General features: G+C 41.8%; 15 protein-coding genes. 9 read left to right on the forward strand and 6 right to left on the reverse strand.

What is annotated here, in order from left to right:
• Nucleotides 1-280 precede the first annotated feature (280 nt).
• From ACT3QN_RS00705 to ACT3QN_RS00715, 3 genes are all read left to right on the forward strand, one after another.
• Nucleotides 281-3,121 carry an AAA family ATPase gene (locus tag ACT3QN_RS00705; RefSeq protein ID WP_444521952.1) on the forward strand — a complete coding sequence of 947 codons (2,841 nt, stop codon included), beginning with the start codon at nt 281-283 and terminating at the stop codon, nt 3,119-3,121.
• Between the two features lie 213 nt (nt 3,122-3,334).
• Entirely contained in the window at nt 3,335-4,477 is a 1,143-nt protein-coding gene (locus ACT3QN_RS00710) for a helix-turn-helix transcriptional regulator (protein ID WP_444521951.1), read from the forward strand.
• 96 nt (nt 4,478-4,573) lie between these two features.
• Nucleotides 4,574-5,221 carry a TerD family protein gene (locus ACT3QN_RS00715; protein WP_444521950.1) on the forward strand — a complete coding sequence of 216 codons (648 nt, stop codon included), beginning with the start codon at nt 4,574-4,576 and terminating at the stop codon, nt 5,219-5,221.
• 126 nt (nt 5,222-5,347) lie between these two features.
• Here ACT3QN_RS00715 and ACT3QN_RS00720 read toward each other — a convergent pair whose 3' ends face one another.
• The gene (locus tag ACT3QN_RS00720) at nt 5,348-6,331 is read right to left on the reverse strand and encodes an ion transporter (RefSeq protein WP_444519604.1); all 984 of its coding nucleotides are present in this window, start codon (nt 6,329-6,331) and stop codon (nt 5,348-5,350) included.
• 177 nt (nt 6,332-6,508) lie between these two features.
• The gene (locus ACT3QN_RS00725) at nt 6,509-6,685 is read right to left on the reverse strand and encodes a hypothetical protein (RefSeq protein WP_444521949.1); all 177 of its coding nucleotides are present in this window, start codon (nt 6,683-6,685) and stop codon (nt 6,509-6,511) included.
• Between the two features lie 359 nt (nt 6,686-7,044).
• Between ACT3QN_RS00725 and ACT3QN_RS00730 the strand changes: the two genes are divergently transcribed.
• Nucleotides 7,045-7,677, forward strand: coding sequence for an OmpW/AlkL family protein (locus tag ACT3QN_RS00730; RefSeq protein WP_444522129.1), 633 nt, complete (start codon nt 7,045-7,047; stop codon nt 7,675-7,677).
• 193 nt (nt 7,678-7,870) lie between these two features.
• Here the strand turns inward: ACT3QN_RS00730 and ACT3QN_RS00735 are convergent, their stop codons facing one another.
• Nucleotides 7,871-9,601 (reverse strand): 2-oxo acid dehydrogenase subunit E2, encoded by a 1,731-nt coding sequence (locus tag ACT3QN_RS00735; protein ID WP_444521948.1) that lies wholly within the window; start codon nt 9,599-9,601, stop codon nt 7,871-7,873.
• 28 nt (nt 9,602-9,629) lie between these two features.
• Complete coding sequence (aceE, locus tag ACT3QN_RS00740) at nt 9,630-12,428, reverse strand: pyruvate dehydrogenase (acetyl-transferring), homodimeric type (RefSeq protein ID WP_444519601.1); 2,799 nt, start codon at nt 12,426-12,428, stop codon at nt 9,630-9,632.
• A 541-nt stretch (nt 12,429-12,969) separates the two neighbouring features.
• Between aceE and ACT3QN_RS00745 the strand changes: the two genes are divergently transcribed.
• The 5 genes from ACT3QN_RS00745 to ACT3QN_RS00765 all read left to right on the forward strand — a co-directional run bounded on the left by ACT3QN_RS00745 (nt 12,970) and on the right by ACT3QN_RS00765 (nt 24,136).
• A complete protein-coding gene (locus ACT3QN_RS00745) occupies nt 12,970-14,931 on the forward strand; it encodes a hypothetical protein (protein ID WP_444521947.1) in 1,962 nt (653 codons plus the stop codon).
• Nucleotides 14,932-15,180: 249 nt separating this feature from the next.
• Nucleotides 15,181-15,645, forward strand: a complete 465-nt coding sequence (locus ACT3QN_RS00750) for a hypothetical protein (protein ID WP_444521946.1) — start codon at nt 15,181-15,183, stop codon at nt 15,643-15,645.
• A 73-nt stretch (nt 15,646-15,718) separates the two neighbouring features.
• Nucleotides 15,719-17,767 carry a hypothetical protein gene (locus ACT3QN_RS00755; protein WP_444528714.1) on the forward strand — a complete coding sequence of 683 codons (2,049 nt, stop codon included), beginning with the start codon at nt 15,719-15,721 and terminating at the stop codon, nt 17,765-17,767.
• Between the two features lie 118 nt (nt 17,768-17,885).
• The gene (locus tag ACT3QN_RS00760; protein WP_444521944.1) at nt 17,886-23,213 is read left to right on the forward strand and encodes a hypothetical protein; all 5,328 of its coding nucleotides are present in this window, start codon (nt 17,886-17,888) and stop codon (nt 23,211-23,213) included.
• 146 nt (nt 23,214-23,359) lie between these two features.
• Complete coding sequence (locus tag ACT3QN_RS00765) at nt 23,360-24,136, forward strand: hypothetical protein (protein WP_444521943.1); 777 nt, start codon at nt 23,360-23,362, stop codon at nt 24,134-24,136.
• 115 nt (nt 24,137-24,251) lie between these two features.
• Here ACT3QN_RS00765 and ACT3QN_RS00770 read toward each other — a convergent pair whose 3' ends face one another.
• Both ACT3QN_RS00770 and ACT3QN_RS00775 read right to left on the reverse strand, forming a co-directional pair.
• On the reverse strand, nt 24,252-24,944 hold the full coding sequence (locus ACT3QN_RS00770) for a TetR/AcrR family transcriptional regulator (RefSeq protein ID WP_444519595.1): 693 nt from the start codon (nt 24,942-24,944) through the stop codon (nt 24,252-24,254).
• Nucleotides 24,945-25,181: 237 nt separating this feature from the next.
• On the reverse strand, nt 25,182-26,204 hold the full coding sequence (locus ACT3QN_RS00775) for an endonuclease/exonuclease/phosphatase family protein (RefSeq protein WP_444521942.1): 1,023 nt from the start codon (nt 26,202-26,204) through the stop codon (nt 25,182-25,184).
• Nucleotides 26,205-26,293: the final 89 nt, after the last annotated feature.

A 26,293-nucleotide genomic window follows, 5' to 3' on the forward strand; every position in this document is an offset into this window, starting at 1 on the left:
GCCAATGTGGGACATCTTATACTATCTACGCTTATTATGAGGCGTTATTCTGTTCTGATTACATCCAATTCTCTGATTAAGTCATTTGTTTTTTACCAGTTTTACTCAATCATTTTTCTAAATATGATACAAAACTGCGCTTAATGACTTCGCTAATAGATGACTATATCTTGTAAGATGTCATGATTGATTATAAAAAACTCAGAATATGCATGACCAGAAAGAACCGACCATCTTTTATATTCCTTTAATACTTTTTAAAATGATTTTCCAAACGCCTATGACAGAACAACCCTATACACCTCTATCGCAAGTATCAAAAGACGCTAACAATATGGCACTCCCAACTACCGACTCAAAAAACACTAAGCAAACAGCACCTGATACCCCAAACCCTATTTTCATAGAAGTTCAGCAAAATTGTCGCATTTCAGCTGAGCAATTAAAACGCTATAGCGACCCTGATGATCTGCCTACAGACACCCGTACTGCGCCTGACTTAGATGTTAGCTTCGGTCAACAACGTGCGCTTAAAGCATTACATACAGCGCTGGATATTAAAGCCAGTGGCTATCATGTGTTTGCCGCAGGTGAAAACGGCTTGGGCAAGCGGACTGTCATTAGTCGTCTATTAGCGCGTATTGCCGCTGATGCCCCGACGCCAGATGATTGGGTATACGTGCATAATTTCACTGATCCACGTACACCTTTGGCACTGCGTTTACCAGCTGGGCAAGCCTCGCTATTACAACAGCAGGTTAATAACTTATGGCAGCAAGCGAAAAAACGTTTAAGCCAACGCTTTCGTAGTGATCAATACCAAAGTAAAATCGAAGCCATCAAAAACAGTACTCATCAAAAAGAAAGTCATGCCTATGACGCACTTAATGCTGAAGGTAAACAGTATGACCTAGCATTAACGTTTCGCTCGTTCGATAATAAAGCAGTATTTGTTCACCCTAGTCAATTGCCTACAGAAAGCAATAGCGATGATAACGAGCAAATAAAAATACCTAGCAATCGTAAAGATTCAGAAAAGCTCGATGGTAGCGAAAAAGCCAACATTTTGAGCGACGAAAATAATGATCGTAAGGAAAATAAAGACTCTACATATGGTAATAATGAATATGAAGCTGAACTAAATAACTTCGTGCAAAAGAACCATATGCAAAAGCGCCTAAGTCAATTGACCATCGCTTTAGAACAACTAGAAGACGAAGCCAACGATGAGATCGAGTCGCTACATCGTAGTATTGCCCAACGTGCTCTACAGCCGTTATTTACCCCTATTTATGAGCAATTTGCGACTCATCCACTTGTCGTAGCATATCTTAAGGCTGTATTCGATGATATGGTCACGCACGTAGAGCGTATCGTCAATGGCGATGATGAAGAGTTTGTGACGGCAGTATTGGCTACGACACCCAGTCGTTATGCGGTCAATGTTATCGTCAGTCACGCACCTGACAGTGGTGCGCCCGTGGTCTTTGAGGATTTGCCTACCCATCTCAATTTGCTAGGTCATGTCGAGCAAATCACCCAATTAGGCACAGTAACCACTGACGTGAGTATGATTCGTGCAGGTGCTCTACACCGCGCCAATGGCGGCTATTTATTATTAGAAGCCAGCCACGTACTTGAACATCCTTATGCATGGCAAGGCCTAAAGCGCGCATTACAATCACGAAAAATAAAACTGTCAAGCCTTGAGCAAATGCTGACGCTAACAGGTAGCTTGTCTCTCTCACCAGCACCTATTAATTTAGATATCAAGGTTATTTTGTTAGGTGAAGCAGATTTATATTACGAGCTGCTAGAGCTTGAGCCTGAATTTGATGCAGTATTCAAAGTCCGAGCTGACTTTCATGACGATGTGCCTCGTACCACTAAGCATGAATTGGCATTGGTCGCAAAAATGGCCGATATCATCGACTATGCCGACCTTTATCCGTTTGATAGCAGTGCACAGGCCACACTACTTGAGCATTTAAGCCTGCAAGCTGAAGAACAAGATCGCTTAAGCCTACACAGTGATTTATTGATTAAGCTATTGCATGAATCAAACCGTCACGCTCGCTTAAATAATGAGGCTATGGTGACGGCAGATCATGTCACTCAAGCAATCGATGACATGGATGAGCGTTCAGGATATTTGCGCGATCTGTACTGGGATGAGCTTAAAAATGGCCAGCAGCTGATTCAAACACAGGGCGATGCTATCGGACAAGTCAATGCTTTGACCGTGGTTAGTTACGCCGATAGTGAGTTTGGCATGCCAGCACGGCTTACTGCGGTCATTCAGCCTAATATTGGCACAGGTGAAATTCTTGATATTGAGCGTGATGTAGACCTGGGCGGTAGCTTACACGCTAAAGGCATGCTGATTATGACCAGCTATTTGCGAGCGTTGTTCAGTCAACACCATGCGCTGAACTTTAGTGCCTCACTCGCATTCGAGCAAAGCTACGCACAAATCGACGGTGATAGTGCCACCGTTAGCGAAGGCTGTGCGTTACTATCCGCATTAGCAAACGTCCCAATCAACCAGTCTCTCGCAATTACTGGATCTATGAACCAATTAGGTGAAGTACAGGCAGTTGGCGGCATCAATGCTAAAATCGCAGGTTTCTTCGACGCCTGCCGCGAGCAAGAGCTAACAGGCGATCAAGGCGTTGTCATTCCGATGGCTAATGTCAAACAACTGATGCTACGTGACGATATAATCGATGCAGTAAATAGAGGCAAATTTCATATCTATGGTGTCTATACTCTAAGTGAGGCCCTAACGCTGATGACTGGTTTGCCCATCGACACCACGAATAAAAAAGGCCGTTATCGTAAAGATACTTTATTCGGCAAAGTATTAGACCGTCTGATGCTATGGGATGAAAACCAAGAAAGCAGTGATGATATCGATGATGAGAATACCAAAAAGAAAGCGAAGAAAAAGCGTAAAGAAAAACGTCAAAAGAAAGAAGGTAAGAGAATAAAAGAAAAGCGTAAAGGTGAGAAAAATAATGGCAAAGGCAGCGAGGAAAGTAGTAAGCAAAGCGATGCTGTGCCTATTGATGATACCCTAAACGGTAGTGAGACAAATGCTATCGACGGGAATAACAACTAAAATTTAATCGGTACAACCGATACGCACGTATATTGCTGTTCGACTAGAACCATTACTATATCTCTGGCTAGATCGAACAGCAACCATCAAATAAATATATGCATATATGAACGTCGCTAGACGCTACGCTGCTTTTCTGCGATGATTAACGGTTCCTGATCGAACAATGTTGTGCCAGAAACCGAATTGTAACTTCATAAAGGGTATCTCTTAATGACTGTACATCTTACTGATGCTGACAATATCCAAGCTCAGTCCAACCCTAGCGAGCAGGCAGATGCGCTTGCAGCTGTAGACACTGATACCTCAAAAGAGGCCAATGCCACCAATGTCAGTGACAATCGACATGGTGCAGCAACGACTGCTCGGCAATGGCAGGTACTATCACAACTACAGCGCAATCGCTGGGTAGGCACCACGCATATTTATGAGCAGCTGATGATGGCAGGCTTTGATATCAGTCTACGTACTGTCCAACGTGATTTGAATGCACTCGCCAAACGCTTCCCTATCGAAAAAAATAATGCCAATCCACAAGGTTGGCGCTGGAAAGAAGACGCACCATTACAAAGTTTACCGCATATGAACTTATCACAAGCGGTTGCTTTTAATATGGTCGAGGCCAATCTAACCCAGTTACTGCCACCTGTCATCTTAGATGAATTGTTTCCTTGGTTTGACTTAGCACGGCGACAGCTCAAAAACAGCAAAGTAACTCACTCTTGGATAGACAGAGTTCGGATTGAACCTGCTACACAGCCACTTATCGCACCAGATATAGATTTGGATAGTAAAGACAATATTTACCACGCGCTATTTTATCAGCTGCAGATTCATGCTTGTTATACTCGTAGCAACAAATTACAAGCCAGTGAATACATCCTAAATCCAATCGCTATTATTCAGCGCGGCGTGATCATCTATCTACTGGCAACCCGTACTGATGACCCAGAAGCTACCATTCGCACCTTTGCCTTACATCGTTTTGATAGTGTTGATATTCTCGAGACTGCTGCAAAAACGCCAGAAAACTTTCAACTCGATACCTACTTAGATGAAGGCAGTATGGGCTTTAGTCATCCACTGTTTGGCGAGTTGGACGAGCGTGGTAAGAATACTGCTGTTGAGCTTAGATTTACTAGGCAAGCCGGTAAAAGTCTGACCGAAAGTAAGCTTAATGACGATCAAACCGTGACGCTAAATGACGATAATACCCTGACTGTAAAAGCTACTGTTAACTTAACCTCACAGCTAGTCTGGTGGCTACGTGGATTTGGTAGTGGCTTATTAGACGCTAAACCTGAGCTACTCTATCAAGCAGTGTTAGATAAATCTTCGACAGTAAGCAGCAAGTGATGTTACTAATATGAGATAGGCTTACATTAGCCATACTCATGTGAGTAGTCAATAATTTATACAACAGTTAAAAATTAAGAATAAAAAAGGAAAGTTATGTCGACCACTGCTCCAACACCGCTGCTGTCAGATAGTTTACGAGGACTGGGACTAGACACGGGAACTTTGTTTTTTGCGCTCAATTATGAATTTACCAAAATTGAACCCAAAGGTCTGTTTAAACGCTTCAAGAAGAATCAAAGTGCAATGGATATTGATTTGGCGTGCGTGCTATATGATGATAACTGCGTCATCAATGACATCGTTTGGTTTAAGCAATTACGGGATAAAGCTGAGTCGGTCAAGCATCAAGGAGACAGCTTAAATGGTAAAGATCGCGGTGAACAAGCTATGTATCTTGCCCCACTTGATCAAGAGCAAATCAGATTAGAGCTTGAGAAAATACCCGCTCATATCAATCATATTGGCTTAATGGCCAACTCATATCATGGTCATTCGTTCTCTAGGGTTAAAAAAGGCGAAATTCATCTGAGTGACGATGAAGGAAATCGTTGTTTTGAGGTGAACCTAAAGCAGCTCCCACGCGACTGCACCACGCTATGGGTAGCGCACTTGCGTCGATCTGTTGATGACTGGCATTTGACATTGCAGAACTTACCTCTGTCTGCGGAAGAACTAGCAGGTGCAGCACAAGAAGTGGCTCATGAGTTAGCGCGTGCATTGCCTATCCCTCAGGGAATATAAAGTTCGCTAGTAACCGCACTTGAAAAAGGTCTTGTACCATGCAAATACAAGACCTCTTTTTGTGGTTGAAACGTTCACGTAATTAACTGCTAAAAACCTATCCGCTCTAAATTACCTGACTCTTACCTATAAAACTTCACCACAATTTGGACAGAACTTCTTTTTACGCGTCTCAACTTCTTTTTCACGCCGCTCAAGCTCTTGCTCTCGAAGTACCTGTAGGACGATATTTTGTGCCTGTTCCTTATCTAACCCAAGCTCTCGACGAATTTTATCGATCATCATCTGATTCTGTACCAGATCAAAGTCACTATCAATCAATTGCTCCCGAAAATGCTGTTCAAGCTCCTCACGCCGCTGAGCCAACTCATTCGCCAATCCCGTCGCTAGAATACCAGCCGGTAGTGCGGCGAGACCCACACCCAGTATCGTAATGATAGCACCCAATATTTTACCAGCATTCGTAATTGGCGTAACATCTCCATAGCCTACGGTTGTTAGTGTCACCACAGCCCACCACATCGCTTTAGGTATGGACTCAAACTCATCTGGCTGTGCGTGATTCTCCACTAGATAAATACCGCTAGAGGCGGTCACAATCATAATAATAAGAATAAAGATAACGGCCTGAAATGAGCCTCGCTCCTTGCTAATTACGACTAGCAAGATACGCATTGACGCAAAATAACGGGTTAATTTCAGGATTCGAAATAAGCGTAAAATACGCAAGAAACGCAAATCAATATTGACAAAGAAATTCAAAAAGGCTGGCACGATAGCCACTAAATCAATCAATGCTGATGGACTTCTGAGCCAATCCCAACGCTGTTTCCACGTTGTATTATCGGGCTTAGCTTCAGCCACACTCCATAGGCGCAGTAAATACTCAATAGAAAAGACAACGATGGAGAAATTTTCGAATAGTGTGAAGTAGTTTTGGTAAGGGTAATACCACTGATCGACAGACTCCGCTATTACAGCGGCTACATTAGTCATGATCAAAAATATGAGAAAATAATCGACGTAACGGCTAAATAATGTGTCATGTTCTTCATTTTGTAAAATATCATAAACAAAATGACGCAAGCGCCGTATAGATTGGAATAACATGCCAGCCCTATGCGGTGAAATACCGATTTAATATTAGTAGAATAAAACAACGGTCAAACAATAAAAATCAAACTTTCATCACAGAACATAGGATATATTTGCAGCAATCATCCGTGATTTTTATCAGAAGCGCCTCATTTCAGTACTGACTTGTCTATTACTAGCCAGAACTATCAGCTATACAAAATACAGGTAATAAATATAGACCGATACCAGCAGTATAAACACAATGAGCAGGATAAAGAACCTTAAGAACTGTTCATCAGCACGAAGCTGCTGGCTAATATCTTGCGCAGGTATCAAAAACAAATCACATTCAGGGCAACAATCATCTGACTGATTCAATATTTTCATAGTACACGCATTCTTACAGCGTAGAGGTGAGTTACTGCAATAGCCAAGCATAATATATTGCACCTCTTATTGAATCATAAATAAGAGATACCGACTCACGTCAATGACCCTTACTTAAGAAGCAGCTTTTGTTGTGTTCAATTATAGACTGTAGACAACTGAATTACATGTAAATGTAATTTATTGCAGAAATATTGCTACTTTATGCTTAAAACCTTACCAGTAACAATGATTTTCGTACTATAATAGAGAGCAAGTGTTACAGGTTAGATACTAATCATGACATTGTGTATCAGTAGCTAATGCCATCCCTCATTAGAGAACTGCTGATAATTTTTATTACGTTAAGGAATTAAATGATGAAACTACAATCCCTAGTTTTAGCAACTGCTGCTGCACTTACAATGACAACTGCTTTTGCTGTCCCTGCTGGTACTTGGTCTGTTGCTGCTGGCGCACACATGGTTGATCCAAAAAGTGATAATGGTCAATTAGCTAACGATACTTTATCTGTAAAAGTTGACGACGACATCCGTGCAACTATCAGCGGTGAGTATTTTATCGCTAACAACGTTGGTGTCGAATTACTAGCTGCTATTCCGTTTCATCATGATATTACCCTAACAGATAATGCTGGTAACGAAATTGATGCAGAAACGCAGCATCTACCACCTACTCTATCTGTGCAGTATCACTTCGATGGCTATGATTTACCTATGAATGTGAAGCCTTTTGTTGGTGTTGGTGTGAACTACACAACTTTTTTCAAAGAAAGAATCTACCTTGGTAATGGTAACGATTTAGAGCTTGATGATAGCGTTGGCGTGGCTGGTCATGTTGGTCTTGATATTCCTTTTGCTCCTACCGAAGCTTTCCGTATCGATGCCCGTTATATGGACATCAAAACAGATGCAAGCCTAAACGGTGACGATATCGGTGAAGTTGATATCAGCCCTTGGGTATACGGTGTCGCATTCGTTAAACAGTTCTAAATCAGTAAAGATACTATGTGTAATAAAAGCCAGCTTGATAGCTGGCTTTTTTGTGCCTATTAACTACGGATATCAATGTTTACTCTAATTATTAAGTAATCATTTATAAAGCAGCTAATAACCTATAAAAACAAATAATCTCCATAAAAAAAGACCACCCGTGGGCAGTCTCTTTTTTAATTACTAGTTAGCTTTAGATCAGTATACGACGTGGATCTGCTAGTAGCGTTGCAATATAACGAGTAAATACAGCAGCATCTGCGCCATTGATTACACGGTGGTCATAAGACAAAGACAACGGTAGCATTAAACGTGGCTCAAAGCTTTGTGTCTTAGCATCCCAACGTGGCTGCATACTTGCTTCAGAAACACCTAGGATACCAACTTGTGGCCAGTTAACTAATGGCGTAAAGGCGGTACCACCCAAGTTACCTTGGCTCGATATAGTAAAGCTTGCCCCTTGTAAGTCCTTAGTGCTGAGCTTCTTATCACGAGCTTTTACAGCAAGCTCACCGATCTCAATCGCGATTTGCTTCAGGCCTTTGTCTTGTACGTTTTTGATGACAGGTACGATAAGCCCATCATCTGTTGCCACAGCAATACCCATATTGACGCTTTTGCGTAATATAACTTGAGTATTGTCATCGCTCAAATGACTGTTGAATCGTGGATGCTGAGTCAACGCATAAGCAGTTGCTTTAACTACAAATGCCAAGATAGTAAAGCCAATACCTTCAGCTTTCATACCACCTTTTAGCTCACCGCGTAGTTTTTCAGTCTCAGTGATATCAGAAAGATCGAACTGCGTTACTTGCGGTAGCAAAGTATTGTAGTTGAGCTGTGGTATCGAGACTTTCTGCAAGCGGCTGAGGTCTTGTGTTTCTGTTTCACCCCAAATCTCAGCATTACTCATGTCAGGCAGTTTTGGTAGACCCGAGCTGGCAGCATTACTGCTCACAGGTGCCGCTTTCTGCTTGGTTAAACTGTTTTTGACATGTGCAAACAAGTCTTCTTTTAGAATGCGATCGTTTAGAGCCGATCCATTCACTTGTGTGATATCCACACCTAACTGACGCGCTAGTTTGCGAACAGCAGGACCTGCATACACATCAACCAATTTTTCATTGACCTGTGCTTCAGTTAATTTACCCTCTGCTTGGCTAGCAGCTGTATCAGTATTGGTCGGTTTGGCAGCTTGTTTTGGCTCACCCGTGGTTTTAGCCGCTGGTTTGTTTTCTGTTTTGGCTGGTGCTGACTCTTCTGGTTTAGGCGCTTCAGCTTCACTATCACTAGCATCGTCTGTACCACTCGCCATAATAACGATATAGTCCTGACCATTAGCAACCATATCGCCTGCTTCGACCAAGATTTTCTCAATCTTACCAGCAACTGGTGCTGGTACTTCAACCGACGCCTTGTCTGATTCAATGAGCAAAATCGACTGCTCAGCGCTGACAGTATCACCAACGCTAACCATGATTTCAGAAACCTGTGCCTCATCAACACCTAAATCAGGTAGCGCATGAGTAGTTGCTGTGCCAGAACTAGCAACTGGCTTGGCAGCAGACTCTGACTGTTTTGACTCAGTTGCAGCAGACTCAGGTTTTGATTCTGGCTTAGTATCGGTATTATCGTCTGCGTTATTTGATTCTTGCTCTTCAGTAGCAGCATTGTCACCGCTTCTTTCTTCGCTGCCATCTGCACTTTCAAGTTCTATCAGAACCATACCTTCGCTGACTTGATCACCAATAGCAACACTAATTTTAGTCACTTTACCGGCAGCAGAGCTTGGTACTTCAACCGATGCTTTGTCAGATTCTAATAATACGATGTTGTCGTCTTTTGCGATGACATCACCAATTTCTACCATAATCTCGCTGACTTCGGCACTATCAACACCTAAATCGGGGGCTTTAATGTCCATGATTTATTTCCTCGTCTTATGGTTATTATTATTTGACATCTTTATCATCAAGTACATTTGCATCTGCTTGATCTTCATCACTAATCTCATCATCATCTTCAGCGATAAATTCAGGTACAGGATTTGGGTTTACGTTACCTGGTGCTGGTGCATCTGGAGACTGATCATAGTAAGCCTGCTGTTGCCATGCAGGTGGATGATCCACATCGATACCTAAGCTCGAAATCGCATCTTTAACCAAACGCATTTCAACTTCACCTTCATCAGCTAGGCGCTTAAGCGTTGCTACCACAATGTGTGCAGCATCAACGTTAAAGAAACTACGTAGGTTTTCACGAGTATCAGAACGGCCATAACCATCAGTACCCAAGGTGGTATAAGGACGGTTATCTGGTAACCAAGCACGGATTTGCTCAGAGTAGTTACGCATATAATCGGTCGCTGCAACCACGATACCTTCGTGCGGCGCTAACTGCTCAGTAACCCAAGGCACTTTCTCTTCATCCATTGGATGTAGGCGATTGTAGTCATCACAATCCATACCATCACGAGTCAGCTCATTGAAGCTGGTCACGCTCCAGACGTTAGAAGTGATGTTGAACTCGTCTTTTAGAATCTGTGATGCTTTTTGCACTTCACGTAAGATAACACCAGAGCCTAATAGCTGCACTTGTGCTGAGCCATTATCTTCGAGCAAGTACATACCGCGCTTGATACCTTCCTCTGCACCTTCTGGCATGGCAGGCTGCTCGTAGTTTTCGTTCATCAACGTCAAGTAATAATAAACGCGTTCGCCTTCACCATACATGCGACGTAGGCCATCATGCATAACAACAGCTAGCTCATAACCAAAGCAAGGATCATAGCTGACACAGTTTGGCACCACATTGAACAGAATCTGTGAATGACCATCTTGGTGCTGTAAGCCTTCGCCGTTAAGTGTCGTACGACCAGCTGTCGCGCCTAACAAGAAGCCTTGTGCTTGACAGTCGCCTGCCGCCCATGCCAAATCACCCACACGTTGGAAACCGAACATTGAGTAATAGATATACATCGGAATCATCGGCAACGCGTTTACAGAATAACTGGTCGCCAACGCAATCCAAGTACTCATTGCGCCTGCTTCGTTGATACCTTCTTCTAACATGTGACCATCGAGGGCTTCTTTATAGCCCATCAATGCTTCACTATCTTCTGGCGTATATTTTTGACCAACAGCCGAGTAGATACCTAGCTGACGGAACATACCTTCTAGACCAAACGTACGTGCTTCATCAGGTACGATCGGTACGACGCGATCTTGGATGTCTTTGTTTTTTAGCATCGCAGATAGCAAGCGTACAAACACCATTGTCGTAGATTGTTCTTTACCGTTGCTACCTTTTAATACCCGATCGAACATTGATAATTCAGGGATATTTAGTGGAATATGACCACTGCGACGGTTCGGCAGATGACCACCTAACGACTCACGGCGACCTTTAAGATACTTCATTTCCGCCGAACCTTCTTCAGGACGATAGAATGGTAGAGTCTCTAACTGCTCATCAGTAAATGGTAAGTCAAAACGGTCGCGGAAATACATTAACGCTTCTTGATCAAGCTTTTTGACCTGATGCGATTTATTGACGGCTTGCGTCTGGGTAGACAAACCATAACCTTTAACGGTTTTGACCAAAATAACCGTTGGTTGGCCTTTGGTTTTCATCGCTTCACTAAAGGCAGCGTAAACTTTAACAGGATCATGGCCACCGCGGTTCAGACGTGAAATTTCTTCATCAGTCAACGCATCTGCCATTTCTTCTAATTCTGGATATTTACCAAAGAATTCTTTGCGAGTAAATTCAGGCGTACGCGCCTCATATAACTGATACTCACCATCTACCACTTCTTCCATACGTTGTTTGAGCACACCCGTATGATCTTTACCAAGTAGTGAATCCCAGTTACCACCCCAGATGACTTTAATCACACGCCAGCCTGCGCCGCGGAATACTGACTCTAGTTCTTGAATAATCTTACCGTTACCACGGACTGGACCATCAAGACGCTGTAAGTTACAGTTGATTACCCATATTAGGTTATCCAACTTCTCACGACCAGCAAGAGAAATTGCCCCTAAGCTTTCTGGCTCATCAGTTTCACCGTCACCTAAGAACGTCCAAATCTTACGACCTTCTTTTTCTAGCAATCCACGGTTTTCCATATAGCGATGTACATGGGCATGATAGATAGACATGATTGGGCCAAGTCCCATCGATACCGTTGGGAACTGCCAATAATCAGGCATTAGGTATGGATGCGGATAGCTTGATAACCCTTTACCACCAACTTCACGGCGGAAGTTATCAAGTTGATCTTCGGTCAAACGGCCTTCTAGATAAGAACGGGCATAGATACCTGGCGCTGAGTGACCTTGATAATAGATCATGTCACCACCGAAGTGATCGCTAGCCGCGCGGAAGAAATGGTTGAAACCCGTTTCATAAAGTGTCGCACTAGAAGCAAATGTCGCTAAGTGACCACCCAAATCATCATCGTTTTTATTGGCACGCATGACCATGGCAAGTGCGTTATAACGAATCAAAGCGCGTATCTTGCGCTCCATGCCCAAATCGCCTGGGTACATTGGCTCGTCTTCAACCGCAATACTATTGACGTATGCAGTATCTAGTCTGTTGAATGGCAACCCTTCTTGAACTGCCATATTGTATAACGCTTTCAGAAGAAACTGAGCACGGTCCTTGTCTGCGTGTTTGACCACAGATTCGAAGGCTGCCAGCCATTCCTGCGTTTCGGTGCTATCAGCATCCTTATAATAATTCATTCTTGTTAATCCTTTTATATCAGTCACACCTACCTAATGGCAGGGCTTCGTTGAATAATGCGTGATGAGAGATTGGTTTACCTATGACATCCTTGCTACTTTCAAGCATTCCGTTGTTTTGTGCGATGACATACAGCTCGATTATAAAAATAGTATTATTTCGTGTCAGCCAGTGCATCAAATCAACACACTTTCTAAACAATCCATAATGCTATAACTATCCGTTTAATCGTTTATTGATTATGACATTTCATTATAAGTGTTTACAGCCTAGTTGTTTATGGCTGTAGAGAAATGAGAAAATAACAAGTATTTTTTAAATAAATAATGATTAGTTTCTAGGTAAATATTCTTTGATAACAGATTTGTAATCTGTGACCAGTTGATTACCTAGCACACGGTAATTTGTCATAATAAAAGTACCTTTCATCTATTTAATATGATTTTTACAAAAATATTACTTAATATACAAAATACGTGTAACACAATTTTTTTAGTAAATAAACGTTTACATTAGGCTTTAGTACATAGGAATATTAATATGCATCAAGCACGCCAACTTTTGAATTCAACGAAAAAGCATTTATTCAATAGGTGCATATGTCAAATGATGGCATTGCTAGCTACTACTCCTATGCTTTTGATTAGCAATTCAGCCTTTGCTGAAGCTAATCCCGTATGTCCGAGTGGAAATGCTTTGTATTATTTAGGATCTAAGAACACTACGCCCGCACCTAAAGGTACCTTGAGTTGGTCAGCAGCAGGCAACTCTAGTACCACATATAGCTTTGATAATGGACTTAAACTCGTTTTATCTTTTTCTGATATTAATTTCGTTAGAACTGGTTATCCAGAAGTCAGTACCTTTACTGGCGTTACTACCAATGCCCTTAATATGCGTCATAGCAGTGAAAATCTTGATATTAATCATAGGTTAACGGCTACTATTAACAAACCTGTAACAAAATACGGTTTTGTAGTTCAAGATTTAGATGCTAATGCAGCTGGAAGATATACTGAATCAGTATCTATTGTTACGTCGGGTGGTATTTTCAGCAATTTCGCTAATAACTTTACTGTATCTAATTCAAATAAGACGATTACCGCAAACCGATGGACTAATTGTAGCCCCACTCTTCCCTGTAACTTTAACATTGAATGGGAAGCCCAATCAGCGAGTACACCATTCATTACAACTCATGGTAATACTTATACCGGGGCTTCCACAACTATATCAACTGGCGATCATGTCGTGGGCTACTCAGACTTTTATTTCTGTCTAGCACCGCCGAAATTAATAGTTAAAAAAGAACTTAGTGGCAGTCGTATCAACAGTAACGACCAATTTGAGATTAGTACAACAGAAGACGAAAAAACAACTTTATTGAATCAGTTTACTACTACTGGAAACGGAACGACGCTTGGCAACAGCAGCAGTAGTGTAAAAAATCTGAAAGAAAATACTACCTATATCATATCTGAGCGCGTAATAAATGGCGGTGATATTACTAACTATAATGCTACTTATAGTTGTCTTAACTCAACAACGGGTAGTAAATTCACTAGTCTCGATGGCTCTGGTAGCTCTTTTAAAATATCGGGTCTAAGTTATGGTGACGAAATTACTTGTACTATTACTAATAGTTCGAACTACGTATTCTCAGGCACAGTATTTAATGATAACGGTAAAATCGTAAGGCCAAACAAAGACGATGCATCAGATAAATATCTAAATAATAGCCTTTACTTCAATGGCAAGTATGATTCACCAACTGAATCTGGCATATCTTTTACTACAGGTCATACCATCACTTTGAATAAATGTGTAGGCGATACAAGCGGTAGTGCATTTACGTCTCAAACAGTGGATATTAATACTGATGGCACATATAGTTTTAGCTTAACGCCAGCACAGGTCGGTACCAATACAAAACTCTGTACTACTCAGAATGAGCCTAGTAATTACATATACTCTGTAGACACTACAAGCAACTCACGACAGATAGATATTACTAATAGTAAATATAACTACCCTAACAACGATTTTGGTGATGTTGTCCAAGAGAATGCGGCTCTGGTATTGATCAAAAGTCAGTATATTCATAACTGTAGTCTAAACAACCTTAGCACAATCGATGTTGATTATGACGGTAATGCTAGCGACGCGTATAGTACGAAATCAATATCTAACATCATCCCAGGACAATGTATCGCTTATAGAATTGAAGCCATAAATCGCGGAAATGTTTCCCTGACAGATATTGTTATCAAAGATACGTTACAGAAAAAAAGTGACTCCAATAGCTCACTAGTTACCTCTACCCTAGTTAACCCAATACCTATTGGTGAAAACAGCGGTGTTCCATCGTTTACGTCAAACTCAGTATCTATTGGTGAAAACGGTACAGTTACTACCAATACTTTTTCTTTAGGTACCACTCATGCCACGCGCCGTCAGGCCATCCGTTTCAATACTAAATATGGTAATACCAATACTAACTAAACACCTGTTTATCAAATTATTAAACATTCAATTAAGCCCTGTCTAACCAGACAGGGCTTTTACCGTTTATATACGTCAAAATACCAGTTGTCGTTTTTGTGATGAATAATTGTATTGATTGCGTGACAATAGAAAAAAGCGAGAGAGGTGCTGTCTAAAAGCCATATAGGTATTAGATTTCAGGCTACTCAATCACAACCTGCAAATTTAGATTTTTGCTAATAGTAATGGTCTAAGAAAGGATTTTATATGAAACGTTTCAAACTTTTACACAGCATTTTATTGGCAACTGTTGCTTCTACTTGTTTGTTAAATGTCGCCCATGCTGATGATGCTTTAAAAATGGAACTGACGGCTGACAAAGTAACCAAAAATGCAGATGGTGAAAATGTTTATTCAGCAGTAAGCACTGCACCAGCAGGCACTGTAATCCAATATAAAGCGAATTATACCAATACTATCAATAAAGACATTAACGACTTGATGGTGACATTACCTATCCCTGCAAACATGACATTCACTGGTGAGGCAAATCCTACAAGTGCACAGGCAAGCACGGATGGTAAAAATTATGCTGACATGCCTCTTATGCGCAAGGTAAATGGAAAGATGGTTAAAGTTCCATATTCTGAATATCGCACCCTACGTTGGAATATCAAACTATTACCAGCCAAGAAATCAGCGGCCGTGGCCTTAAACACCACTGTTAACTAGTTTGGCCAATATCACATTATTTTTAACGTTTTAATTCTTAATTCGATTTTTACTATCAACCTCGGAGTACTACATGAAGTCAAATACCTTTAACTATAGCCTGTTGGCTGTTGGTGTCGCTGCGGTAATGGGCATCTCTACAAGCGCTATTGCTGAGACAAAAACTGCTGAAGATGCAGTCGTTATCAACAACATTGCAAAAGCTAGCTATAGTGTTGATGGTGTAGCACAGAACGAAGTTGAATCAAACGAAGTTACCGTCAACGTATCTGAAACTGGTTCTTTCTCACTAATTGCACAAAACGATGATGATACGGTTGGTGATGACCTAAACACTGGTTTAGAGGTGGTTCCTACTGGCGTGGCTCAGTTTACTCATCGCCTAGAAAACTTAGGTAACTTGACTGATACCTATACCATGGCATTGACCAACAAAACTGATGATACCAAAAACTTTGATCTTGCCACTACTAAAGTCACTTATGTTGTTTATAAAGACGACGATACCGTGGTTAGAACCGTTGCTGATACCACAGGTACTGCTTTTACTAATACTGATATTGTTCTAGAAAAAAATGAGTATGCAATCATTACTATCGACGGCAAAACCGCTGGTAACGTAGGTGGTGATACTCAGAACTTGACCTTAACAGCTAAGAGTACGTATCTAGCGAATCAAGGAGGAGCTCCTGCTGATGCTATAGCTACCAATACTGACGAATCAATCACCAAGCTACCTGTGTTAAGTATTGTAAAGTCAGTTTCGCAAACGCTAGACCTTAATAACGTCGATGCCACTGCAGAGTATACAATCACAGTTAAAAATGATAAGACGGCTGCCTATGCTGCTGATGCGGTTGGTATCAAAATCGTTGATAACTTACCAGAAGGTTTAAAGCTAGTAACGGACTCTTTGACAGCAGCTAGCATTACAACTACTGGCTCTGCAACCAAAGGAACTATCGCTCAAAACAATAAGGGCATCGGCTCAGGCTCTACAATTGATGGTTTCGAGATTATTGGTGTTGATCTTCCACTTGGTGAAACTATTACGATTAAATTTAAAGTACAACAAGATACTACCGAGACACTAGCAAAAAGCACGATTAACCATGTAAGTGTTGAAGCACCTTTGGGCGGTGGTAGTAACGTTACCATTATTGATAGTACTGATGGCACTAGTGGTGACGAAAATACAAACACTTATTATCCAAGTGGCGCTGATACTGAAAACGAAAATGGTACTGCCCCAACCACCACAGGTGGTGATTCGACTCAGCCATTGACGTCTAATCAACGTGCAGTAACGTTGACAGGCCCAACCACTAAAGAGGTGCCAAATACTTCGACGGCAGCTACTCAAGCGGTACATCAGACTGTCATTACCAACACTGGCCGCGAAACTGAAGGCGCTAATGCTGGCGAGTTGAAGTTCAAAATCGAAGATGGCGGTACTAATGACAAGGTAAAACCTGCTGACACTGGCAACATCACACTCGTTTATGACAAGGATGGCGATCCAGCTACTACTAATGACCTTACGGAAGCTACCCTACCGTACAATGAATCTGGTGAATACGACGTTAATGCTGCATTCCCAGCTGGTATAGCGCCTAAAGGTACTGTAACCATCACCTATAACGTTGTATCAGCGGCTGCTGAGACTGGTACTTCTGAAACTACTAAAGTGACCTTAATCCCAGGTGGTACTGACAGTCCTGTGGCTCCTGCTCCTGTTGTTGACACCACTAGTGTTAAAGGTGTGACATTGGTTAAGAGCCAAGCGTTAGATGCTACTTGTAGCGGCAATGTTGCTGACAGTGCATTCAGCGCTTCTACTACTGCACTAGAAGCAGAGCCTGGACAATGTGTCGTTTATAAAATCTTAGCGACTAACACATTTTCAAGCCGTCCCGTCACTAACTTAGTAATCTCGGATTTATTGTCTAACTTCTCAGCAGGTGCGACCGCCCAGACTATTTCCCCGACTACCACAACTGGTTCAAACAATACCATTACCGTTGCAGCTAACAACGATAACACGTCGATTAACACAACAGTGAGTCCGCTAGCAGCTACTAACACGGCTACCCTAAAATTCTCAGTCAAAATCAAACCATAATTAATCTACAAGCATTCTAGAATGCTTGTAGACCAACCCTCTAGCTTGAATTGTGCACATATTATTCAAGCTAGAGACTTATTACTCCCTTTGTGTTTTATTGGATAAGCGACCTATTATGACATCTACTGTAATCAATACGTCTAAAAACATCACCTTGTGTACAGCGAAAATTTCAGCGCTGTCATTTGCAATGTTGCTTATGCAATCGAATACCGCCTCTGCTGCAACCGACTCATTAGTACAGCTAATCAATAACACCGCTCAGGCCAGCTATAATGTTGACAGTGAGACTAGCGCTACTATTAGCGCTGGCTCAAACCAAGTACAAGTGAAATCTTCAAATCTACCTGAATACGGTATCAGCTTGACTCAGCATGCTGTACGCACAGTCATGCCTAATACACAGGTAAGCTGGACTAACGTACTGAGTAATACCAGCTATAGTGATCAGACTGTTGAGCTAACGCTAAACGTTTCGCCTACTCTATCTAATTTACAAGTTTATCAAGATTTAAATAAAAACGGCATTGTCGATAGTGACGATAGACAATTGATTCTTGATAACCTGAGCGCTCAGATCAAACTTGGTCAGAGTGAAAGTATTCAGCTTATCGTACAGGCTTTATCAGATGCCAATGGTGAAGATGGCGATACTGCCGATGTGAAAATTGGCGCTATCATACTGGAAGATCCATCAATAGCCGCTGTCGAAGCCATCGATAGACTGCTCATTATCGAACCTGAAATCAAATTTACGACTCCTCAATTCGATGGTACTAAAACCGACTCGCAAATCGGTGACAACGTTTATATTGATGCCAGTTATGCTCAGTGCAACGTGCAATCTGATAAACCTGATCAAGTATGGGTTACTGTTAAGTCGCCAATGACTGGTGATACCTATTCTTTCAAAGGAATTGAGACTGGTAACAATACAGGTAAGTATCACCTGTCTGCACCGACACAGAACAATGCCAATGCTATTGACGATAAACTGATTCAGACATTGGTCGATGATACGTTGACTGCTGATTTAACCGCTTGTATCGATCCTTCTGTTGGTACAGGTGCCGATCAGCTACCAAATGATAGTGATCTTACTGTACGTATCGATAATTTAAATACTCAAGTAAACATCATTGATAATAATGCAAGCCTAGTCGTCACCAAAGAAAGCGATGTCAAAACTGCAGAGCTTGGTGATTATGTTAGCTATACTATCGATATTAGCAACAACGGCAAATCGACTGCTTACGATGTACAACTAAAAGATGCCTTACCACGTGGTTTTGACTACGTTGAGAATAGTGTCAGTGTTAGCCCAACGACTGATGTTGATATCAACCAAGCACAGACCACAGAGTTTAAAGCTGATGGGAAATATCAAGTATTAAACTTAGGGAACATGGCAGTTGGCGAAAGTAAAAAAATTACTTATCGCGTACTAATCGGTGCGTCATCGCTAGGCGGCGATGGCATTAACCGTGCCACCGCCGTTGCTAGAAATGACCAAGGACAAAGCGTAGGCTCGAGAGAAGCGCAGTGGAAGATTGATGTAGAACGCGGCGTGATGAATACTGACGGTATTATCGTCGGTAAGGTCTATCACGATATCAACCGTGATGGTATTCAGCAAAAAGAAGATGGTGAGCTTGGTGTCGCTGGTGTACGTATCTACATGGAAAACGGTAACTTTATCGTGACCGACCCTGAAGGTAAATATAACTTCTACGGTGTCAGTGCCAAAACACACGTACTAAAGGTCGATCGTACTACTATCCCTCGAGAAACTGAACTGGTTACTCAAAGCAATCGTAATGCTGGTGACGCTGGTAGCCGTTTTGTTGATTTGAAATACGGCGAATTACACCGTGCGGATTTTGCGATCGTTGGCGGTATGGCAGATAGTACTGAGCGCTTGAACGCTGAGTTAATTGCTCGTAGCAAACTAGTAGATGCGAAAAACGACACGTTAGAACAAGCCGTAAAAACCGAGCTAACTTTAGATCCTGACTATAATACCGATAACACTGATAATGTAGATGCTAGTGGCTGTAACATCAACGGTGATTTAGATCTTGGTAACAGCTGTGATTCGGCTATCGTTAATGACATGGTCAATTCAGCAGATAGCCGTGTTGATATGGCGGTAACCACTGTTGCTCCGCCAGTAGAAAAAGAGCTCGAAGAATACTTAAAAGAAGTGGCAAGTAACGATGTTGCCTTTATTAATCTAAACGAAGGCCAGCAGCTTAGTACTTATAAGCAAATGGTACAGGTTCAGGCACCACTTGGGTCTTTGTTCACACTATATGCCAATGGCAAAGCTGTGTCAGAACAAAAAATAGGTAAAACTGCTGAGCAAGAGAAACAGAATGTAACGGCTTTCGATTACTATGCTGTTGATTTACAGCGTGGCAAGAATATATTGCGCGGTGTCGCAACGGACATAAATGGTCAGGTCATCTCTGAGCAAACTATCAAAGTATTAACTTCTGATAGCTTACAAGCTATCGACTACCGTACTCAAGCACAGTTAGTACCAGCTGACGGTATTAGTGAATATCAGGTAGTTATTAGTCTAAAAGATCGTGATGGTCGTCCCTACATTGCGTCAACACCGATTACTATCGACACAAATATCGGCCGAGTGAATCTAAAAGATGGCAGTCAAGATAAAGCAGGCACTCAAGTCACTGTTTCTGGTGGCGAGCTGCTAATTCCCGTCACTGCACCTAGCGTACCAGGTAAAGGTGAGCTAGTCATTGACACTGGTAACAGTAAACAAATCATTCCGTTACAGTTCACCGCTCAACTACGTCCACTGATCGCTGTTGGTATTGTAGAAGGTGCTATTTCACTAAAAGACTTTGACGGTGGTAGCATTACAGATGCTCAAGGCGCATTTGAGCAAGAGCTAAATGACTTTGCTGGTAATGATGATTACACAGCTTCTGGTCGTGCTGCGATGTTCCTAAAAGGAAAAGTGCGTGGCGACTATCTGCTAACGCTTGCATACGATAGTGATAAAAAAGGCGAGCGTTTGTTCCGTGATATCGAACCTGGCGAATACTATCCTGTCTATGGTGATTCATCAGCCAAAGGATTTGATGCTCAGTCTACTAGCAAGCTTTACGTGCGCCTTGATAAAGGTCGCTCGTTCGCTATGTATGGCGATTTGAAAACTCAGATCGATGACGACGAAGGTATCAAGCTTGGTCAATATAACCGTACATTAACTGGTCTAAAAGCTCAATTTGAAGACAGCGATACTCGCATTACTACTTTTTTAGCAGAGACCAGTACTAGCCAACGGGTAAATGAGACTCGCGGTTTGGGCATTTCAGGTCCATATCCATTGGCTGAAAACTTTGATGCGGTATTAGAAAACTCTGAAATCGTTGAAGTTATTACTCGTGACGCCGATAACCCTGGGCTTATTATCAATCGTGAGACGCTTACTCGCTTTGCTGATTATGAGATTGACCCTATCAGCCGTAGCTTATTTTTGACTTCACCGATTGCTAGTCAAGATATCGCAGGCAACCCTATCTACATCCGTGTCACTGTCGAAGTTGATGAAGGTGGTGAAGAGTATTTGGTTGGTGGTATTGCAGCGAAACAGCAACTAACGAATAAAGTCGCCCTCGGTGGTAGCTATGTGAATAGTGATGACCCACTGAATAAAGAAGAGCTGGCTAGTGTTAATAGTGTTGTTAAATTCAATGATAAGCTAAAGTTGGTCGCCGAATACGCGATGAATAAAGCTGAAAACCCAAATTTTCAGTCAAGCAATCAAATCAATGCGACAGAACTGACCGATAGTGATGCTGAAGGTAACGCACTACGTATTGAGCTTGATTTTGACAATAAGAAAAACACGCTTGCTAAAGCTTATTATAATGATGCCGATGAAGGCTTTGTCACTGGTGCATCACCGCTTACTGCTGGACGTACTGAGTCTGGTGTAGAAGTCACTCACAAGTTAGACAATAATAAAACCGCGCTAAAGCTAGAAGGTGTACGCACAGAAGAGCATACTACTGATGCCAGCCGTGAAGGCGTACAAGCTAGCGTTGAACATCGTTTAAGTGAAAACATCGTTGGTGAAATTGGGGTTCGTTATTACAAGCAAGACGCGACTGCTGCCTCACGTAATACTCAAGCAGCGACAGACGTTGTAGATATTACAGACGACACTCTGTTTAATGATGACATTATCAATCAATCAGCGTTGAGTGGCGTGAGTAACGCTGAAGAAGATATTGAAGGTACGACTGTTCGTGCTCGTCTTACCTCTCGTCTACCTAAGTTGAATGATAGCTTGGTATTTGCAGAGTATGAGCAAGATATCGAAAACAGCTCACGTAATGCAACTTCTATCGGTGGTGAAACAGCGCTTGGTAATTTGGGTCGTCTATACGCACGTCACGATTTGATTAATAGCCTATCTGGTACTTATGGTCTTGATGATACGGATGAGCGTCAACGTACCGTATTTGGTTTTGATGCAAATTACATGAAAGACGGTAAAGTATATAGCGAATACCGCATGAGTGATGCCATTAGCGCTCGCGAAGCTGAAGCAGCTCTTGGCCTAAAAAACAAATGGTATGTGCAAGAAGGTTTAACGTTAAATACCTTGTTTGAGCGTGTTGAATCTCTTGAAGGTGAAGAAAACAACACTGCAACAGCTATCGGTGTAGGCGTTGAGTATCTTGCTAAAGAGGATTACAAAACATCAGGACGTATCGAAAAACGCTGGGGCGAAACAAGTGATAGCTTACTTGGTAGTGCTGGTATCGCTTATCGCTATACTGATGAGGTTACCTTCTTAGCAAAAGATACCTATTCACGCACTGACTATAGTGATGGCGATCGCACTATCAATCGTTTTCAGTTAGGTGCTGCGTATCGTGACTACGATAGCAATCAGCTAGATATGCTTGCAAAATTCGAATATCGTTTGGACGATAACAATACTGGCGATGACGCTTACCAAGAAGACACCATGATTTGGTCATGGAACGGTAATTACCATCCTACGCGTCCATTGACGCTATCTGGTCGTTACGCTGGTAAGTATACAGAGTACGAAGCAGACAGCTTAACCAGCAATAACACGGCTCACGCTGTTTATGGTCGCGGGCTTTATGACATCAGTGAGCGCTGGGATATCGGTTTGCAAGCCGGTACGTACTGGAACGATCAGGCGAATGACTTGACTTATATGCTTGGTGCAGAAGTGGGTTATAGCCCAATGACCAACCTTTGGTTATCACTTGGTTATAACTTCATGGGCTTTGAAGATGAAGATATTGCTTATGACGATAGCACTCAGCAAGGCGCTTACTTTAGATTGCGCTTTAAGTTCGATGAAGACTTATTCAAACGTGAAGATCCACGTAAGAACCAGCGTCTAAGCAGAAACTCTGCATTGTAATCGAATGATACTATCGCAAGTACAACCTCATGACAGTATGACGATTGTCTTATGACTAATTGGTCCATCATGCAATAAAAAATTAAGTCAGCCCTAGTAATGGTAAATAATACCAATATTTATTACCTTAACATAAGGTTTACACCATGTTTGATTCAGCCATCAAAGCAGCACCTTTCAAGCGCTCACTATGCGTTACATTGTCAGCCTTGTTTTCGTTAACCTTCATGCAGCCTGCTATAGCTGAGAGTGAGTCTGTTCAAATGGCCAATTCTACTAGCATGGCTGAATACTGCCGCGATGATAGTCAGACACAAGCACACTCTTATAAATATCAAAGTGAACAACAGCGCCTGTTAAATTGTATGGTAGCTCAGCTAGAGCCTTATCAACAACAGGACAAGACAGTAGCTCAACAGTATTTTGCCTATAAAGCGCAAGCATGGTTGAACTATGCCATTCATCAAGACAGTATGAATAGCCGCTCATCCGCGGGTCAAGTTGCATTAGAAATGGCAGAGCCTATATTGCAAGCACTAGATAGTAATACGGTACAAGACTTGAGCTTGCACCAAAATATCCCATCTACCTCTGCCTTGATGCGACCAGACTTATGGGCAGCTTTAAGCGCACTTAAAGACGGTGATGGCATAAAATCAGCACCACGCGAAATGGCGTTTAGTGAAGTGGCTTTGATCTGGGCGGCAACCAATCAATGCGCGCGAGGTTGGCGCGAATCTAGTATGCACTTTCGCATGGCAGACCGTTGGCTTGAGCAGGCCCGCGAAGCTTATGTCAATACAAATGACTCACAGACCAATGTAGCACTAGAGAAGTCAATAGCCAACTACTATAAGCAGTACGCGCCTTTAGATGCAAGCGATGATACTTGTCGTGGACAAGATTTGACATCTAACCGTTAGGCTACGGTTATTTTACTAGAAGTATTCATCTCTATTACTTCCAATCTTATGCTAAAAATCAGACATAAAAAAGCCAACATATTCGTCGGCTTTTTTATGTTTAAAGTAAGCTTAATTAGCGGTTTTTACGTGGTAATTTTTCTGGTAGATAACAACGTAAATAAGCAATAAACGCTGTATTTGCTTCTTGAATATACTCTTCAGTAATACTCTGATGACGGCGATACGATAACGTGAATATGGCATTTACAATGCTATAAGCAATCAACAAGGTATCTTGGATATCATGGAAGTTTGGCATTTCATAACGCTCTGACAAACGCTTATACACGACATTAACGATTTGATGATCCATATCTTCACCAAAGCTATCACCTTCAAAATCAGGTGTATTGGTGTCATAAATAAGCTTGGCTTTGGTTTTGTCGTTATGAAATATCGTAATACAATGATCGATAAGCGCCGTTAGATACCCTTGCCATCTGTCATAGTTGCCAATATCGACCGTCTCTACCATCTCTAATATTTCAATCGCATTTAAAAAACGCAATGCTAAAAATATTGCTTCGATATTAGGAAAAAAATGGTAAGCAGAAGCTCTTGGTATGCCCGCTTCTTCACATACAGCTGCTAACGTTATATCGTTAATAGCATGTGTTTCGCTCAACTTTTTGGCACCAGCCAATAGTTTTTGACGACGTGCACGACCTTGCTGGCTAGTAAACTTAAACTTATTAGGTACAAGCTTCTTTGCCAACTCCGAATCTACCAGCACATCTTCAATCTTTTCGTCTTTATTATCACTCATTGTGAATCTCTTAAATGTTGCGCCCTATTTTATAAATATAATCTTCATTGAATAGTACCTACCCTCAAATGAAGGACTATTAACCTTTGGCTAAAATATAAAGCCTGTACGGTCACTACTGTATTCAATGGAGAATTATCATAAACGCTTGCATAGTATCAAGCAAGGGACATGAATAGGTTAAAAACAATACAACGATCAGCAATTTAATAGAGCTAACCGTCTAATTTTATAAAGTTAGTCATTGAGTTTTATTTTCGCCCTTATAATACCATGATCGGTCACTCTATCGTCATAGTCCCACTTCAAATGATCGTTAAAATAATCCACCCGCTCTACATGACCGAGCGAAAACTTACTATCAGGCAAAAACTCTTCTGAGACAAATAACTGATCGATAATTTCTGGCATGCCTTGATATATATGGGTATAGGCGACATCTTTCATCCAACCATACTGTGCCTGAATACGAGCAGCATCAAAAAGTGCGACATCACGCATACTTTTATCGTAGTTGACCTCCCCAGTTTCTGTCATCAACTGAGTGGTTACGCTACCTGTGACATCATTCATATCACCCAATATAATCAATGGCTCACGAGTATGGTGCAATCGCTCTATGATAGACATACGGATAGAGGCCGCTTCTGCCGCGCGCATACATAGACTACGAAGTTTGGCGCGAACTCGAATGTTTGGATCGTCCATGTCCTCTAACAGGTTGCCGTTTTCATCACGTAAGAAAAAAGCACGTTTGCTTTTTAAATGTGCTGTAATGACAGTAATTGGCTGCCCGTACGCGTCAACACGCAACACTAGTGGAGGACGATTAAAACACTTATAAGGACCGATATCAGGTACATCAATAATAGCTTTTGGTGCTATATCCTCTAATAAACTGGTTTCTAATTGCTCAAATCGGCTGATGATACCCACAGCAGGTGTATTCTGTGCACCTAAGCCTTTGGTATAAGTATTGGTGCTATCGTTACTTGCGAGTGGAATGACCGCTTGCTCAGGCTTAAAACCTAACGAAACCGCTAACGCCTCTAGTGCATCACTATCCCAAACCTCTTGTACTGCGATAATATCAGCATGTGCTTTAGCCAACAAACCTGTAAGACCTCGCAGCTTATGTTCATAAGCTTCATTGTCATAGGCTGGGGCATTTTCATAGTAAGTTCGATTAGGGTTCGCGAAGTTCAATAAGTTTGCCGTCGCGATATAGAATTGTTTGCCACCCTCAGCACTATTACTCATATATTCCTCATCGTACCCATTATTATAATACATAATATTCACATATATGCATACTTTATAAACTTTAAGCATAAAAAAACTTCCAAAGT

Source organism: Psychrobacter sp. AOP7-C1-14 (assembly GCF_052376135.1).
Classification (GTDB): domain Bacteria; phylum Pseudomonadota; class Gammaproteobacteria; order Pseudomonadales; family Moraxellaceae; genus Psychrobacter.

Coding starts and splice junctions, on each gene's coding strand:
- ACT3QN_RS00705 (WP_444521952.1), top strand. CDS start 281: ATGACAGAACAACCCTATACACCTCTATCGCAAGTATCAAAAGACGCT.
- ACT3QN_RS00710 (WP_444521951.1), top strand. CDS start 3,335: ATGACTGTACATCTTACTGATGCTGACAATATCCAAGCTCAGTCCAAC.
- ACT3QN_RS00715 (WP_444521950.1), top strand. CDS start 4,574: ATGTCGACCACTGCTCCAACACCGCTGCTGTCAGATAGTTTACGAGGA.
- ACT3QN_RS00720 (WP_444519604.1), bottom strand. CDS start 6,331: ATGTTATTCCAATCTATACGGCGCTTGCGTCATTTTGTTTATGATATT.
- ACT3QN_RS00725 (WP_444521949.1), bottom strand. CDS start 6,685: ATGAAAATATTGAATCAGTCAGATGATTGTTGCCCTGAATGTGATTTG.
- ACT3QN_RS00730 (WP_444522129.1), top strand. CDS start 7,045: ATGAAACTACAATCCCTAGTTTTAGCAACTGCTGCTGCACTTACAATG.
- ACT3QN_RS00735 (WP_444521948.1), bottom strand. CDS start 9,601: ATGGACATTAAAGCCCCCGATTTAGGTGTTGATAGTGCCGAAGTCAGC.
- aceE (WP_444519601.1), bottom strand. CDS start 12,428: ATGAATTATTATAAGGATGCTGATAGCACCGAAACGCAGGAATGGCTG.
- ACT3QN_RS00745 (WP_444521947.1), top strand. CDS start 12,970: ATGCATCAAGCACGCCAACTTTTGAATTCAACGAAAAAGCATTTATTC.
- ACT3QN_RS00750 (WP_444521946.1), top strand. CDS start 15,181: ATGAAACGTTTCAAACTTTTACACAGCATTTTATTGGCAACTGTTGCT.
- ACT3QN_RS00755 (WP_444528714.1), top strand. CDS start 15,719: ATGAAGTCAAATACCTTTAACTATAGCCTGTTGGCTGTTGGTGTCGCT.
- ACT3QN_RS00760 (WP_444521944.1), top strand. CDS start 17,886: ATGACATCTACTGTAATCAATACGTCTAAAAACATCACCTTGTGTACA.
- ACT3QN_RS00765 (WP_444521943.1), top strand. CDS start 23,360: ATGTTTGATTCAGCCATCAAAGCAGCACCTTTCAAGCGCTCACTATGC.
- ACT3QN_RS00770 (WP_444519595.1), bottom strand. CDS start 24,944: ATGAGTGATAATAAAGACGAAAAGATTGAAGATGTGCTGGTAGATTCG.
- ACT3QN_RS00775 (WP_444521942.1), bottom strand. CDS start 26,204: ATGAGTAATAGTGCTGAGGGTGGCAAACAATTCTATATCGCGACGGCA.